The organism is Rhizobium sp. PDO1-076 (genome assembly GCF_000247475.1).
Taxonomy (GTDB): domain Bacteria; phylum Pseudomonadota; class Alphaproteobacteria; order Rhizobiales; family Rhizobiaceae; genus Allorhizobium.
Genome location: NZ_AHZC01000387.1, coordinates 1 through 12,738 on the forward strand (window position 1 = coordinate 1; position 12,738 = coordinate 12,738).

The window sequence follows — 12,738 nt, forward strand, 5'->3', positions numbered from 1 at the left end:
CGGCCGGGTCAGATTTGTCGCATGCGCGTCAAGATAGGCGCCGGTGGCGATCAGAAGCAGCGCCAGTACATGCGCGGTCTCGATCCTCTTGCGATCGAGGAACCAGGCGCTGGCCAGACCACCAGCAATCGAACCGGCCAGCATGATCCAGTAGAGCGTGGGTATCTGGCCGTCGTTGATGCCGAGATTGAGATAGAAGCTCGTTGCCGTGCTGGTCTGTTCTGAGGCCACGAAGCGAAACACCAGGAGGACTGCGATGAAATGCAGGTTCTGCGGCGTCAGCAGCCATCGGATGTCAACCATCGGCGCGGTGCGCGGCAATTCCATCAGGACGAAGACCGTGAGCGCGGCAATCGCCACCGCAAGCAATGCGCCGATCCACGGAGCTTCGAACCACCAGTAGAGGCGTCCGACAGCCAATACGACTGCCAGCGCTCCAAAGCCGATGGCGACGCAGAGATAGCTCAGCACATCGTGCTTGCCGATCACCTTGGCATGGGGGATCGGCGTCAGGGGCAGCAGGTAGATGACAGGAAAAATCAGCAGCGCCAGACCGAGCTCGAACATGTAGAGGCTGTGCCAACCGCCATAGGTGATCAGGACCGGCGATATCAGTCGTGCCAGCGGCGCCGAAAGTGCCGTGTTGGTCAGCGCCAATGCCAGGCCGACGGTCAGCTTCCTGGCAGGTGGAAAGGCCTCCAGCATGTAGAGGAAGCCCAGCGTCGAGAGAGGCGCCGCGCCCATCCCGCTGATAAAGCGCACGACCATGCCTGATTGCAGATCATGGACAGCTAGGTTGAGAACCGAAACGCCAAGAAAAATGATGACGCTCCATTCGGCGAAGCGTCTGAGGCCGACCTGGGTACGAACCTTGACCAGGGCAATCGCCATGCTCGCATATGGTGCCATATAGGCAGCCATCAGCCAGGCGGATTCGTTTGTCGTTGCCTGCAATTCACCCTGCAATTGCACGAGGTTTGCCGAGGCAAACTGCATGCCGAGGCCCTGGGTGACGAACAAGATGACGGAGGCTGCGATATAGAGCGCAGCCCGCGCCGGTGCCATCGGTGAAGGTGCGGTGGCTGATGTCGACGCCGGGGTCTGCTCTGGCGGCGGCGTTGAAACGTCGAGGGTGGAAACGGTGTTACTCACGGTCCGGCGCTCCTTCCCCCATATCGACCAGTCTGTCGAGCAGGTGGCGCACCATCGCAAGCCCGCCGTTGATGTCGCCATCGATCATGCCAACCAGCAGGCGGTCGCGAAAATGGTCGGCGAACACACTCATTTCTGCTGCAACCGCCGCTCCCGTCGACGTCATGAAGATCTGCTTGGCCCGGCGATCGGTTTTCAGCGCCCGGCGCTCGATCAGACCCTGCTCTTCCATCGAATCAAGCAGGCGCACGAGTGTCGGGGTTTCGATCTCCAGTTCGTCCGCTAGCGCCTTCTGAGTTTGTCCGTCCTCGGCGAGCAAGGTGTAGAGCACCCGCACCCGCGGCAAGGTTAGCCCCTTCTGGCGCACCAAGGCGTCAAAATGGGCCCGGAGCTTGCGGGAGAAATTGAGAAGCTCCTGAATCAGGAGGCGCTGGCTCGCGGGTCGGTCCATGACATCGCCATTCAATAGTGCACTAATTATATTTACCCTATTTAATTATCCCGCTGGTTACTGGCAAGAGGAAGACACCGCATGGCTGGGCAGTGATTTTTGCAAAGCTGCTCGCGCGATTCTCGCCAAAGCGAGTCAAGAAAAACATTGAGAAAAGAGCAGAGCCTGTGGAAACTTGGGATGAGTTCGAAAAGCTCAATGGCCCCTTCCCCGGGACCGTCCAAAGGTTGAATTGCTGTTGACTTGAGCGGCCGGTGCGGACAAACCCATTGCACAATCCGATAGTCCGACATGAAGAAGAAACGGTAGACTGCTATGAGCGATGCATTGCGAAAAATTGCTCCGGCACCACAGGGCGAGCCGCTCTACAGGGAGGCTCCGAACAATATCGAAGCGGAGCAGGCTTTGCTCGGCGCGATCCTGGTCAACAATGACGCGTATTACCGCGTCTCGGACTTTCTGAAGCCGCCGCATCTCTATGAGCCGCTGCACCGCAAGATCTTCGAGGTTGCCTCGGAAATCATCCGCATGGGCAAGACGGCAAACCCGGTCACGATCAAGACCTTCCTGCCGGCCGACCAGCGCGTCGGCGACCTGACGGTCGCCCAGTACCTGGCGCGCCTCGCCTCGGAAGCCGTCACCATCATCAATGCGGAAGACTATGGCCGGGCGATCTACGACCTGGCACTGCGCCGGGCGCTGATCACGATCGGCGAGGACGTCGTCAACATCGCCTATGACGCGCCGCTCGACATGCCGCCGCAGACGCAGATCGAAGACACCGAACGGCGTCTGTTCGAACTGGCGGAAAACGGTCGCTACGACGGTGGCTTCCAGTCGTTCAACGACGCCGTCGCTTTGGCCGTCGACATGGCCGGTGCAGCGTTTGAGCGAGACGGCAATCTTTCCGGCATCTCGACCGGCATCATGTCGCTCGACAGCAAGATGGGCGGCCTGCAGCGCTCCGACTTGATCGTGCTCGCCGGTCGTCCGGGCATGGGCAAGACCTCGCTTGCGACTAATATCGCCTGGAATATCGCCGCATCCTACGATCCGGAAGTCATGCCTGATGGTTCGATGAAAGCCAAGAACGGTGGCGTTGTCGGCTTCTACTCGCTCGAAATGTCGTCGGAACAGCTTGCCACCCGTATCATGTCCGAGCAGACGGAAGTTTCCTCGTCAAAGATCCGCCGTGGTGACATCACCGAACATGATTTCGAGAAGCTGGTCGGCTTTTCGCAGACCATGCAGAAAGTACCGCTGTTCATTGACCAGACCGGTGGTATTTCCATTGCCCAGCTGTCAGCCCGCGCACGCCGCCTGAAGCGCCAGCGCGGCCTCGACTGCCTGGTGGTCGACTATATCCAGCTGATGACCGGCTCCGGCAAGTCGGGCGAAAACCGCGTTCAGGAAATCACCCAGATCACCACCGGCCTGAAGGCGCTCGGCAAGGAACTCAATGTTCCGATCATCGCGCTGTCGCAGCTGTCGCGTCAGGTCGAAAGTCGCGAAGACAAGCGCCCGCAGCTTTCCGACCTTCGCGAATCGGGCTCGATCGAGCAGGACGCCGACGTCGTGCTGTTCGTGTTCCGTGAGGAATACTACGTCAAGAACCTCGAACCGCGCGACATGGGCGATCCGAAATACCCCGAATGGGAACAGCTGATGGACAAGGTCAAGGGCACGGCCGACGTGATCATCGCCAAGCAGCGTCACGGACCGACCGGCACCGTCAAGCTCGCCTTCCAGGCAGAATTTACCCGCTTTGCCGACCTCGCCGAGCCGAGCTTCACGCAGTATGAGGAGGCGTGACGGTTTCGACCGGCACGCTTTCGCAACGATAAAGCCTATCCGCCGAGCCAGCGCAGAAGTGCCACGGTCAAGACACCCGCTGCAGCCGCTGGCAACAGCGGCAGGCGGAGTGCGGCGACAGCCGTGACCGCACAGGCCACGGTTTCGGCCCATCCGGCTGCCAGCGCGGTCGGCGTCACCACAGCCATCAGGACAGCTGGCGGCACGACCGCGAGTGCCTTTTGCGCCTTGTTGCCAAGATCGAACCGCCTGACCAGCAGCGAGCCTGCGAGCCGCGTGAACACCGTGGCGACCATCATCGCGACGATGGCGGCCACTGTCATCAGATCAAGGCTCATGCCGTCTGCTCCTTATCGGCGAGCGGCACGAAGGCTGCGCCGAGACCGGCCAGGGCGCCAGCTGCGATATACCAGGCACCGGGAACGAGGTGATAGACAGTGAGCGAGGCTGCGGCGCTGGCGATCAGGACAAGACCTGTTTCACGCCCCTTCCAGAAGCCCATCAGCAAGCCGATGAAGACGGCCGGAAAGGCGAAATCGAGTCCGAAGACGGCCGTGTCGCCGATTACCTCACCCAGCAGTGCACCGGCCAGGCTGGAGACGACCCAGCCGCAGTAGAAGGGCAAGGCAAGGCCAAGATAGAAGGCCGGGGTCAAGACCATGGTGCGCGCCCTTGCCTCGGCCACCGCCCAGATCTCGTCGGCCATCACCAGCAGCGACGGCAGTTTTTGCCACGCGTGAAAACGACCAAGGCTGCGCTCCAGCGATGCCCCCATGAGGATGTGACGCAGATTGACCAGCAGGGCCGCAAAACCGAGGGCTGCCCAGGAGGCCGGATGCGTCCACAGGTCCATGGCGACGAATTGCGAGCCGCCGGCAAATACCAGCGCACTCATGAGCCCAACCTCCAGAGGCGAAAGCCCCTGCCCCACCGCCACGGTTCCGAAAACAAAACCGATGGGTATAGCGGCAAACAACAATGGCGCTATGGCACGCAGGCCGCTGAGGAATTCGCGCCGGAACGATATTTCATGCATAAAAGACCTCCTGATGCCCGAGGTCCTATCGATCTGGCAGATGGCAGTCTTGAACGAAAGTGACTATCGCCGATACTTGCCCGGCGTCAGGCCGGTACGCGCCTTGAACTGGCGGCTAAAATGCGCCTGATCGGCAAACCCGCAGACCAGTGCGGTGTCTGCCGACGTTTCGCCGCTGCGCAGCAGATGTCGTGCATGACGGATGCGCAGATCGGTCTGGTAGGCATGCGGTGTGATGAAATAGTGCCGGCGGAAGGCGCGGATCAAGTGGGCACGGCTCAGGCCCGCCTCGCGCGCCAGATCCTCCAGCCCGATTTCCTGAGCGAAATGCGCGAGAATGTAGTCGCGGGCGCGACGGACCCCTGCAGGCTCGGAAAGGTCGCGCGGGATGATAATCGCGCTGCCGTAACGGGAAAACATCGACGAGAGAACGGTATACATGCTCTCTTCGCTCTCCAGTTCACTCGACCCATCCTCCAGCTTGTGATGCGCCAGACTGAATGCCTCGGCGAGTTGCGGATCGACCAGCAATTGCCTGGAAAAGCACGGCGTGCCGTGAAAGGCACGGCCGGTCGCCTCCTCAAGAATTTCTGTGAACAGGGCAATGTCGGGATACACCATGCGGTAGCGATAGCCTTCGTCGGTTCCCGGCTGACCATCATGCGTTTCGCCCGGGTTGATCAGGTAAAGCGCGCCCGGCCCGGTATGTGCCCGCTCGCCACGGATCATCGCAACCTGGCATCCGGCCTCAATCGCACCGATGGAGAACGTGTCGTGCGAGTGCGGTGAGAATTCATGCGTGATGAAGGTGGCTGTCATGCATTCCATGTTACGGAAACGCTGGTCGCGCCAGAACCGCGTCCGTTCGGTCTGAACGGTCGGCATGGCGTCGGTGGCCTGTTTCTGCGAAACGTTGTGCATTGCAGAATTCTACCTCGCGTCAGCATTCCAGTCTTGTAGAAAAGTGCTAGGGTCCGAGCCAAGATCCATACAGCATTTTCCGGTCCCTGATGCCCCAGTTTTTAGACCTCACCGACGTGTCCGACGCATTCCTCAGCGCGCCTTTGCGCCTGACCGTTGACCTGCAGGCGATTGCCGACAACTGGCGGGAGATGGCCAGACGCTCGGGCAAGGCACGGACAGCCGCCGTGCTGAAGGCCGATGCCTATGGCCTCGGCATCGAGGATGTCGGCGAAACGCTGTACATGGCCGGTGCTCGCGACTTCTTCGTCGCCGTTCCTTCCGAAGGCGAAACGCTGCGCATCTATGCGCCAGAGGCGCGGATCTTTGTGCTTTCCGGCATCTGGCCTGGTGTCGAACACTTCTTTTTCGACAACGATCTCGTCCCGGTGATCGCGTCTGAAGAACAGCTTGCGTTCTGGATGGCGGCGGTGTCGGAACACGGCGACCATCCATGCGCGCTGCATGTCGATACCGGCTTCAACCGGCTTGGCCTGCCCTTGGCCGATGCGCTGGTCCTGGCAGACGATGTCTCGCGGCCGGCGAGTTTTTCGCCGGTGCTGGTGATGAGCCACCTCGCCTGCAGCGACGATCCGGCATCGGCGATGAATCGTCAGCAGCTTGAGGCTTTCCGGCAGGTTAGCGAGGCTTTCGAAGGCATTGATTCAAGCCTTGCAGCTTCTGCTGGAACCTTTCTCGGCGCCGACTACCATTTCGACCTGACCCGTCCCGGCATCGCACTTTACGGTGGCGAGGCGGTCAATGGTGTAACCAACCCGATGCGGCCGGTCGTCAAGGCAGAAGCGCGCATCCTGCAGGTCCGCGACGCCAAGGCCGGCGAGACCGTCAGCTATGGCGGCACCTGTACTTTATCGCGCGACAGCCGTCTCGCTATTGCCTCTGTCGGCTATGCCGACGGCTATCTGCGCAATCTCTCCGGCCATGGCGTTGCCGTGCGCAATACCGGCATCGCCGGCGCACACGGCTTCATCGCGGGACACAAGGTTCCGGTCGTCGGACGCGTCACCATGGACATGACCATTTTCGATGTCACCGACGTGCCGAGTGCGGCCATTGCAGCCGGCGACTATATCGAGCTGTTCGGCCCCAACATCCGGCTTGACGACGTGGCGCGGGCTGCCGGTACGATTGGCTATGAAATGCTGACAGGGCTCGGATTGCGCTACGAGCGGCACTATATCCCGACCGAGATTTAGCAGTAGCACCGCGGAATTTGTTCTGCTATTGTTCCATTGCTCGGAATGCTTTTCAAGCGCCATGGAGAGGAATCGTGCCCTCGATTCGATTGAACAAGTACGACGAGACCTTTGTCGAGGAACAGGTGAAGTCCGGCGTCTATGGTAGCGCGGACGAGATGATCAGCGCTGGCCTCGGCAAACTTCGCGAACAGGACTCAGAGACACTGCGCCTGCTCATTCAGGAGGGAATCGACGATATCGAAGCCGGTCGCTTCCACGTCTACGAGATAGCAGAACAGTTTCTCGCCGATATTCGCCTAACCACAGATGACGACTGACAAGTGCAAGGTCCGATGGTCCTCAAAGGCGCGCAGGGACCTTCGGGAGATCTATCGCTATATAGCCAAATACAATCCGCCAGCAGCCGAGCAGTTCGCGATCAGCCTGCACAATCAGATCAGCAAACTGGCATCGCTCGGCCTCCCTGGAATCCAGGACGATACCCAATCCGACATTCGCGTTTTTGTGTTTCGGGAGCGCCGCTTCTACATCGGTGTCACGGACACCGCGATTTCCATTCTTCGGGTCGTACACGGCCGCCAGGATCAGGCGTCAATCGACTTCACAGACAACGAAAAGACTGACGAAAACTGACTTCATGGCAAAAGCAAAAACTCAATTCATCTGCCAGAACTGTGGCACCGTTCACAGCCGCTGGGCCGGGAAATGCGAAGGCTGCGGCGAATGGAATACCATCGTCGAGGAAGATCCGATGGGCGGGATCGGCGGCGGACCGGGCAAGACGCCGAAAAAGGGCCGCGCGGTGACGCTGACGGCCTTGTCCGGCGAGATCGAGGAAGCACCGCGCATCCCGACCGGCATGGCCGAACTCGACCGGGCGACGGGTGGCGGTTTCGTGCGCGGCTCCGCCGTGCTGATCGGCGGCGATCCGGGCATCGGCAAGTCGACGCTGCTGATGCAGGCGGCCGCCGCTTTATCCCGCAAGGGCCATCGTGTGATCTATGTCTCCGGCGAAGAGGCCGTCGCACAGGTGCGTCTGCGAGCGCAGCGACTGGGGGCTGCCGATACCGATGTTCTCCTGGCTGCCGAAACCAATGTCGAGGATATCCTGGCGACGATATCGGAAGGCAAGCGACCTGATCTGGTGATCATCGATTCGATCCAGACCCTGTGGAGCGACACGGCCGACAGCGCGCCGGGCACCGTCACGCAGGTCCGCACGGGCGTGCAGGCGATGATCCGCTTTGCCAAACAGACCGGCGCGACCATGGTGCTGGTCGGTCATGTGACCAAGGAAGGCCAGATTGCCGGTCCGCGTGTCGTCGAACACATGGTCGATGCAGTGCTCTACTTCGAGGGTGATCGCGGCCATCACTACCGCATCCTGCGCACCGTCAAGAACCGTTTCGGGCCGACAGACGAAATCGGCGTCTTCGAAATGTCGGACAAGGGATTGCGCGAAGTCGCCAATCCGTCCGAGCTCTTTCTTGGCGAGCGCAACGAAAAAGCCCCAGGGGCTGCCGTGTTTGCCGGCATGGAGGGTACGCGTCCGATCCTTGTCGAAGTCCAGGCGCTGGTGGCGGCGACGTCGCTTGGCACGCCGCGCCGCGCCGTGGTCGGCTGGGATTCCAGCCGTCTGGCGATGATCCTGGCCGTGCTCGAAGCGCATTGCGGCGTGAGGCTTGGGCAACACGACGTCTATCTCAACGTTGCCGGTGGCTACCGGATCTCGGAACCGGCCGCCGACATGGCAATTGCATCGGCGTTGGTTTCCTCGCTTGCCGGTCTTGCCCTTCCCGCCGATTGCGTCTATTTCGGCGAGGTCAGCCTGTCAGGCGCGGTGCGACCGGTTTCGCATACGGGCCAACGGTTGAAAGAGGCGGAAAAGCTTGGTTTCTCCGCTGCGGTATTGCCGGCTGCCTCGGCCGAACTGCCTAAGGGTTCGACGGGCAAATGGAGGGAAGTGGACAGCCTTCCCGATCTTGTGGCGCAGATCGCCGGTTCCCGGTTGAAAGCGCGCAACGATCAGGAGGATGGTTGATCCGCTCCGACGCGCGAAAATCGCGTGTTCAGGCGGTGTCGCGGTGACAATCATGCCGGTCTGGGCCGGCAGTCTTGGAGTTGGTATTTATGCCTATTACGATTTTTGACGGTATCGTCATCGGCGTCGTGCTGTTTTCAGCGGTGCTGGCGATGGTGCGCGGCTTTTCGCGCGAAGTACTTTCCATCGCAAGCTGGGCCGGCTCGGTTGCTGCCGCCTACTATCTCTATCCGCTGCTTGTTCCCTATGTGAAGAACTACACCAGCGATGACCGTATCGCCATCGCGGGCTCCGCCGGCATCATTTTCCTGATCGCGCTGATCGTGATTTCCTTCATCACCTCGCGCATCGCCGACTTCATCATCGACAGCCGTATCGGCGCACTGGATCGGACGCTTGGCTTCCTGTTCGGCGCCGCGCGCGGCATTCTTCTCCTCGTCGTTGCCGTCGCCTTCTGGAACTGGCTGATCGACGTGAAGCAGCGCCCGGACTGGGTCAACAACTCCAAGTCCAAGCCCTTCATCGATGCGTTAGTGCTCAAGCTCGAAGCCGTGCTGCCGACCGATATCGAACCACAGATCCGCGCGCGCATCCTGGGCCGCGAAGAGACGGCGCCGGCAACGGACGGGCAAACTGCACCGGCCGAGCAGGCTCCAGCAGAAAATGCTCCTGCCGATACCACACCTGCGGGCGAGGCACCGGCCGAGAATTGAAATTTGCGCGACGACCGGTCGCGTCCTATATACCAGCCAGACGCCGCCGGATCGGGACAGACCGGCGGCTTATCTGTTACAGGCGTTGCTTGCTATATCTGTCCCCGCGAACAAAGGCGACTTGCCATGAACCACTTCATCCCTACCGACGTCGTATACGGTGCCGAGGACGACAAGTTTCATGAAGAATGCGGGGTCTTCGGTATCCTGGGACATACCGATGCGTCGACGCTGACAGCGCTCGGCCTGCATGCGCTCCAGCATCGCGGTCAGGAGGCAGCCGGCATCGTCTCCTTTGACGGCCGACAGTTCTATACCGAAAAGCACATGGGTCTGGTGGGCGACCACTATACGAACCCTGTGACCATCGCCAAACTGCCGGGCTCGATGTCCATCGGCCATACACGCTATTCGACGACCGGCGGGGTTGCCATGCGCAACGTCCAGCCGCTGTTTGCCGAACTCGAGGAAGGCGGCATCGCGATTGCCCATAACGGCAATTTCACCAATGGCCTGACGCTTCGCCGGCAGATCATCGCAACCGGCGCCATCTGTCAGTCGACCTCGGATACCGAAGTCGTGCTGCATCTCATCGCCCGTTCGCGCCATGCCTCGACCGCCGATCGTTTCATTGACGCCATCCGTCAGATGGAAGGCGGCTATGCAATGATCGCGCTGACCCGCACCAAGCTGATTGCCGCGCGCGACCCGATCGGCATCCGGCCGCTGGTCATGGGCGAGCTTGACGGCAAGCCGATCTTTGCCTCCGAGACCTGTGCGCTCGACATCATCGGCGCGAAATTCATCCGCGACGTCAAGAATGGCGAAGTGGTGATCTGCGAAATCCAGCCGGACGGCTCGATCGCCATCGAATCGCGCATGCCGGCCCGGCCGCAGCCGGAACGCCTCTGCCTGTTCGAATATGTCTACTTCGCCCGCCCCGATTCGGTTGTCGGCGGACGCAATGTCTACACGACCCGCAAGAATGCCGGCATGAACCTGGCGATCGAGGCACCGCTCGAGGGCGATGTGGTCGTGCCGGTTCCCGATGGCGGCACGCCGGCCGCCCTCGGCTATGCCCAGCAGAGCGGCATTCCGTTCGAATACGGCATTATCCGTAACCACTATGTCGGCCGCACCTTCATCGAGCCGACCCAGCAGATCCGCGCTTTCGGCGTGAAGCTGAAGCATTCGGCCAACCGGGCGATGATCGAGGGCAAGCGTGTCATTCTCGTCGACGATTCCATCGTGCGCGGCACCACGTCGCTGAAGATCGTCCAGATGATCCGTGATGCCGGCGCTAAGGAAGTGCATGTGCGCGTTGCCAGCCCGATGATCTTCCATCCGGATTTCTACGGCATCGACACACCCGACCGGGACAAGCTGCTGGCCAACCAGTATGCCGACGAAGCGGCGATGGCGAAATATATCGGTGCGGACTCGCTGGCGTTCCTGTCGATCGACGGCCTTTACAAGGCTGTGGGTGGCAAGGAACGCGACCCGGCCAATCCCCAGTTCACCGACCATTATTTCACCGGCGACTACCCGACCCGCCTTCTGGACAAGGAAGGCGAGAAAATGGTGGGCCGCAAGGAATCCATGCTCGCCGCCAACGGCTGAGGCCGCAGACAACAGGAATGACCATGACCATCGACCTCAAGGGCCGGATTGCGCTCGTCACCGGCGCCTCGCGCGGCATCGGCTATTTCACCGCGATCGAACTTGCCAAGGCAGGCGCCCATGTGATCGCCTGCGCCCGCACTGTCGGCGGGCTGGAAGAACTGGATGACGCGATCAAGGCGGTCGGCGGGTCGGCAACGCTGGTGCCCTTCGACCTGTCAGACATGGCGGCCATCGACCAGCTTGGCGGCCATATCTTCGATCGCTGGGGCAAGCTGGACATCGCCGTGCTCAACGCCGGCGTGCTCGGGGTCATCTCGCCGATCGGCCATATCGAAGCCAAGGTCTTCGACAAGGTGATGACGATCAACGTGACGGCGACCTGGCGGCTGATCCGCTCGCTGGAACCGCTGCTGATCAAGTCCGACCAGGGCCGCGTTCTGATCCTATCTTCGGGGGCCGCCCACAAATGCAAGCCGTTCTGGAGCGCCTATTCCGCCTCCAAGGCCGCCGTCGAGGCGCTGGCGCGCACCTGGGCCGGCGAGACACAGCGGCTGCCGCTCCGCATTCTCTCGGTCGATCCCGGTGCCACCCGCACTGCCATGCGCGCGCAGGCCATGCCCGGCGAAGATCCGGCTACCCTGCCCCATCCATCAGAGGTCGCCGCCAAACTTTTGCCGCTGGTTGGCCCGCAGCAGACGGAAACCGGCAAGCTCTACATCGTTCGGGAAGGCAAGATCGTCGATTATCGGATGCCGGAGTAAGCGTCAGGATCCCCCGGCTGGCGATGACTTCAACTTGATCACCGCCGGTTCCACATCCTTTTTGGAAGACGCCATGCGCCCCAGAGATATTGCCGCCTACACGTTTCTGGCATTTGCCTGGGGCCTTTCCTTCGTTCTGCTTCTGCATGTCGTGGCCGCCTTTGGCTGGATCGGCGCCGTCACGCTCCGCTCACTGATTGCAGGCGGCCTGCTGTTTGCCGTGGCGCGCCTGAGCCGGCGCAAGCTGTCGTTTAACGCCGGGTGGCTGCCGCTTGCAGTCGTCGGCGCAACAACGGTCGCCGGCCAGCTGATCGGGCTGTCCTATGCGACGCCACGCATCGGCACGGCGATGGCAGCAATCTTTGTCGCTGCGATCCCTCTGTTTTCGATGATCATCGCGCAGATCTGGGGACTTGAACGGATCACCCCGACGCGTATTGCCGGCTTGATGCTGGGCACGATCGGCATCGTCATGCTGGTCGGGTTTCCGGCGGTCCCGGTCGACAAAACCTTCGTGCTTGGCTGTGGGGCCATGGTCTTTTCGACGTTTTCCGCCGCTTTTGGCAGCAATTATGCCAGCCTGCACCTGAAAGGCACCGGGGCCTGGGAAGTGACCATCGGCTCGTTCATCGCCGGCGGCATCCTCACCCTGCCACTGCTCGCCTTCGTGCCGGTGCCGGGCGTTCCAGCACCGATCGACTATCTCTATCTGGTGGCCCTGGCCGGCCTGATGAGTGCCCTGACCTATGTGCTCTATTTCGACCTGGTCAAGAGCATCGGCCCTACGCCGGCGATCAGCGTCGAGTTTGCCGTAACCGTCGTTGCCGTGCTGGTCGGCGCGCTGGTGCTGGACGAACCGCTGACCGTTCTGCAATTGCTCGGAGGTGCGGTGATCATCGCCGGTTGCGCGCTGGTGCTCGGTCTCTTGCCCTTCGGTCGTTCGGCCCGCAAAACAGCCTGACACGCCGT

At 61.2% G+C, this 12,738-nt stretch carries 14 protein-coding genes; 9 read left to right on the top strand and 5 right to left on the bottom strand.

Annotation, left to right across the window (positions count from 1 at the left end; genetic code table 11):
- Together PDO_RS18985 and PDO_RS18990 are read right to left on the bottom strand one after the other, a co-directional pair.
- On the bottom strand, positions 1 to 1,152 hold a 1,152-nt coding region (locus PDO_RS18985), incomplete at its 3' end, for an MFS transporter (RefSeq protein WP_007605753.1).
- A complete protein-coding gene (locus PDO_RS18990; protein WP_007605756.1) occupies positions 1,145 to 1,603 on the bottom strand; it encodes a MarR family winged helix-turn-helix transcriptional regulator in 459 nt (152 codons plus the stop codon). The genes PDO_RS18990 and PDO_RS18985, both read right to left, overlap by 8 nt.
- A gap of 315 nt (positions 1,604 to 1,918) precedes the next feature.
- Here PDO_RS18990 and PDO_RS18995 point away from each other — a divergent pair, with 315 nt between their 5' ends.
- A complete protein-coding gene (locus PDO_RS18995) occupies positions 1,919 to 3,415 on the top strand; it encodes a replicative DNA helicase (RefSeq protein WP_007605758.1) in 1,497 nt (498 codons plus the stop codon).
- 35 nt (positions 3,416 to 3,450) lie between these two features.
- On the opposite strand, the gene PDO_RS19000 is transcribed toward PDO_RS18995, so the two are convergent.
- The 3 genes from PDO_RS19000 to PDO_RS27625 form a co-directional block, all read right to left on the bottom strand.
- Positions 3,451 to 3,753 (bottom strand): AzlD family protein, encoded by a 303-nt coding sequence (locus PDO_RS19000; protein ID WP_007605760.1) that lies wholly within the window; start codon positions 3,751 to 3,753, stop codon positions 3,451 to 3,453.
- On the bottom strand, positions 3,750 to 4,451 hold the full coding sequence (locus PDO_RS27620; protein ID WP_007605765.1) for an AzlC family ABC transporter permease: 702 nt from the start codon (positions 4,449 to 4,451) through the stop codon (positions 3,750 to 3,752). Before PDO_RS27620 ends, PDO_RS19000 begins: the two co-directional genes overlap by 4 nt.
- A 63-nt stretch (positions 4,452 to 4,514) precedes the next feature.
- On the bottom strand, positions 4,515 to 5,372 hold the full coding sequence (locus tag PDO_RS27625) for an AraC family transcriptional regulator (RefSeq protein ID WP_007605766.1): 858 nt from the start codon (positions 5,370 to 5,372) through the stop codon (positions 4,515 to 4,517).
- 89 nt (positions 5,373 to 5,461) lie between these two features.
- Here PDO_RS27625 and alr point away from each other — a divergent pair, with 89 nt between their 5' ends.
- The 8 genes from alr to PDO_RS19050 all read left to right on the top strand — a co-directional run bounded on the left by alr (position 5,462) and on the right by PDO_RS19050 (position 12,730).
- Positions 5,462 to 6,628, top strand: coding sequence for an alanine racemase (gene alr, locus PDO_RS19015; protein WP_007605767.1), 1,167 nt, complete (start codon positions 5,462 to 5,464; stop codon positions 6,626 to 6,628).
- A 74-nt stretch (positions 6,629 to 6,702) separates the two neighbouring features.
- Positions 6,703 to 6,948 carry a type II toxin-antitoxin system ParD family antitoxin gene (locus tag PDO_RS19020; RefSeq protein WP_007605768.1) on the top strand — a complete coding sequence of 82 codons (246 nt, stop codon included), beginning with the start codon at positions 6,703 to 6,705 and terminating at the stop codon, positions 6,946 to 6,948.
- The gene (locus PDO_RS19025; protein ID WP_007605770.1) at positions 6,938 to 7,264 is read left to right on the top strand and encodes a type II toxin-antitoxin system RelE/ParE family toxin; all 327 of its coding nucleotides are present in this window, start codon (positions 6,938 to 6,940) and stop codon (positions 7,262 to 7,264) included. The genes PDO_RS19020 and PDO_RS19025 overlap by 11 nt, the downstream gene beginning before the upstream one ends.
- Positions 7,265 to 7,268: 4 nt before the next feature.
- On the top strand, positions 7,269 to 8,672 hold the full coding sequence (gene radA / locus PDO_RS19030) for a DNA repair protein RadA (RefSeq protein ID WP_037074669.1): 1,404 nt from the start codon (positions 7,269 to 7,271) through the stop codon (positions 8,670 to 8,672).
- Positions 8,673 to 8,761: 89 nt separating this feature from the next.
- Complete coding sequence (locus PDO_RS19035) at positions 8,762 to 9,385, top strand: CvpA family protein (protein ID WP_007605772.1); 624 nt, start codon at positions 8,762 to 8,764, stop codon at positions 9,383 to 9,385.
- 126 nt (positions 9,386 to 9,511) lie between these two features.
- Positions 9,512 to 11,005, top strand: a complete 1,494-nt coding sequence (gene purF, locus PDO_RS19040; RefSeq protein WP_007605773.1) for an amidophosphoribosyltransferase — start codon at positions 9,512 to 9,514, stop codon at positions 11,003 to 11,005.
- Positions 11,006 to 11,028: 23 nt separating this feature from the next.
- Positions 11,029 to 11,769, top strand: a complete 741-nt coding sequence (locus PDO_RS19045; protein ID WP_007605774.1) for an SDR family NAD(P)-dependent oxidoreductase — start codon at positions 11,029 to 11,031, stop codon at positions 11,767 to 11,769.
- 73 nt (positions 11,770 to 11,842) lie between these two features.
- Positions 11,843 to 12,730 carry a DMT family transporter gene (locus PDO_RS19050; RefSeq protein WP_007605775.1) on the top strand — a complete coding sequence of 296 codons (888 nt, stop codon included), beginning with the start codon at positions 11,843 to 11,845 and terminating at the stop codon, positions 12,728 to 12,730.
- The last annotated feature ends 8 nt before the right edge of the window (positions 12,731 to 12,738 follow it).

Coding starts and splice junctions, on each gene's coding strand:
- PDO_RS18990 (WP_007605756.1), bottom strand. CDS start 1,603: ATGGACCGACCCGCGAGCCAGCGCCTCCTGATTCAGGAGCTTCTCAAT.
- PDO_RS19035 (WP_007605772.1), top strand. CDS start 8,762: ATGCCTATTACGATTTTTGACGGTATCGTCATCGGCGTCGTGCTGTTT.
- PDO_RS18995 (WP_007605758.1), top strand. CDS start 1,919: ATGAGCGATGCATTGCGAAAAATTGCTCCGGCACCACAGGGCGAGCCG.
- PDO_RS27620 (WP_007605765.1), bottom strand. CDS start 4,451: ATGCATGAAATATCGTTCCGGCGCGAATTCCTCAGCGGCCTGCGTGCC.
- PDO_RS27625 (WP_007605766.1), bottom strand. CDS start 5,372: ATGCACAACGTTTCGCAGAAACAGGCCACCGACGCCATGCCGACCGTT.
- PDO_RS19050 (WP_007605775.1), top strand. CDS start 11,843: ATGCGCCCCAGAGATATTGCCGCCTACACGTTTCTGGCATTTGCCTGG.
- alr (WP_007605767.1), top strand. CDS start 5,462: ATGCCCCAGTTTTTAGACCTCACCGACGTGTCCGACGCATTCCTCAGC.
- radA (WP_037074669.1), top strand. CDS start 7,269: ATGGCAAAAGCAAAAACTCAATTCATCTGCCAGAACTGTGGCACCGTT.
- PDO_RS19025 (WP_007605770.1), top strand. CDS start 6,938: ATGACGACTGACAAGTGCAAGGTCCGATGGTCCTCAAAGGCGCGCAGG.
- purF (WP_007605773.1), top strand. CDS start 9,512: ATGAACCACTTCATCCCTACCGACGTCGTATACGGTGCCGAGGACGAC.
- PDO_RS19045 (WP_007605774.1), top strand. CDS start 11,029: ATGACCATCGACCTCAAGGGCCGGATTGCGCTCGTCACCGGCGCCTCG.
- PDO_RS19000 (WP_007605760.1), bottom strand. CDS start 3,753: ATGAGCCTTGATCTGATGACAGTGGCCGCCATCGTCGCGATGATGGTC.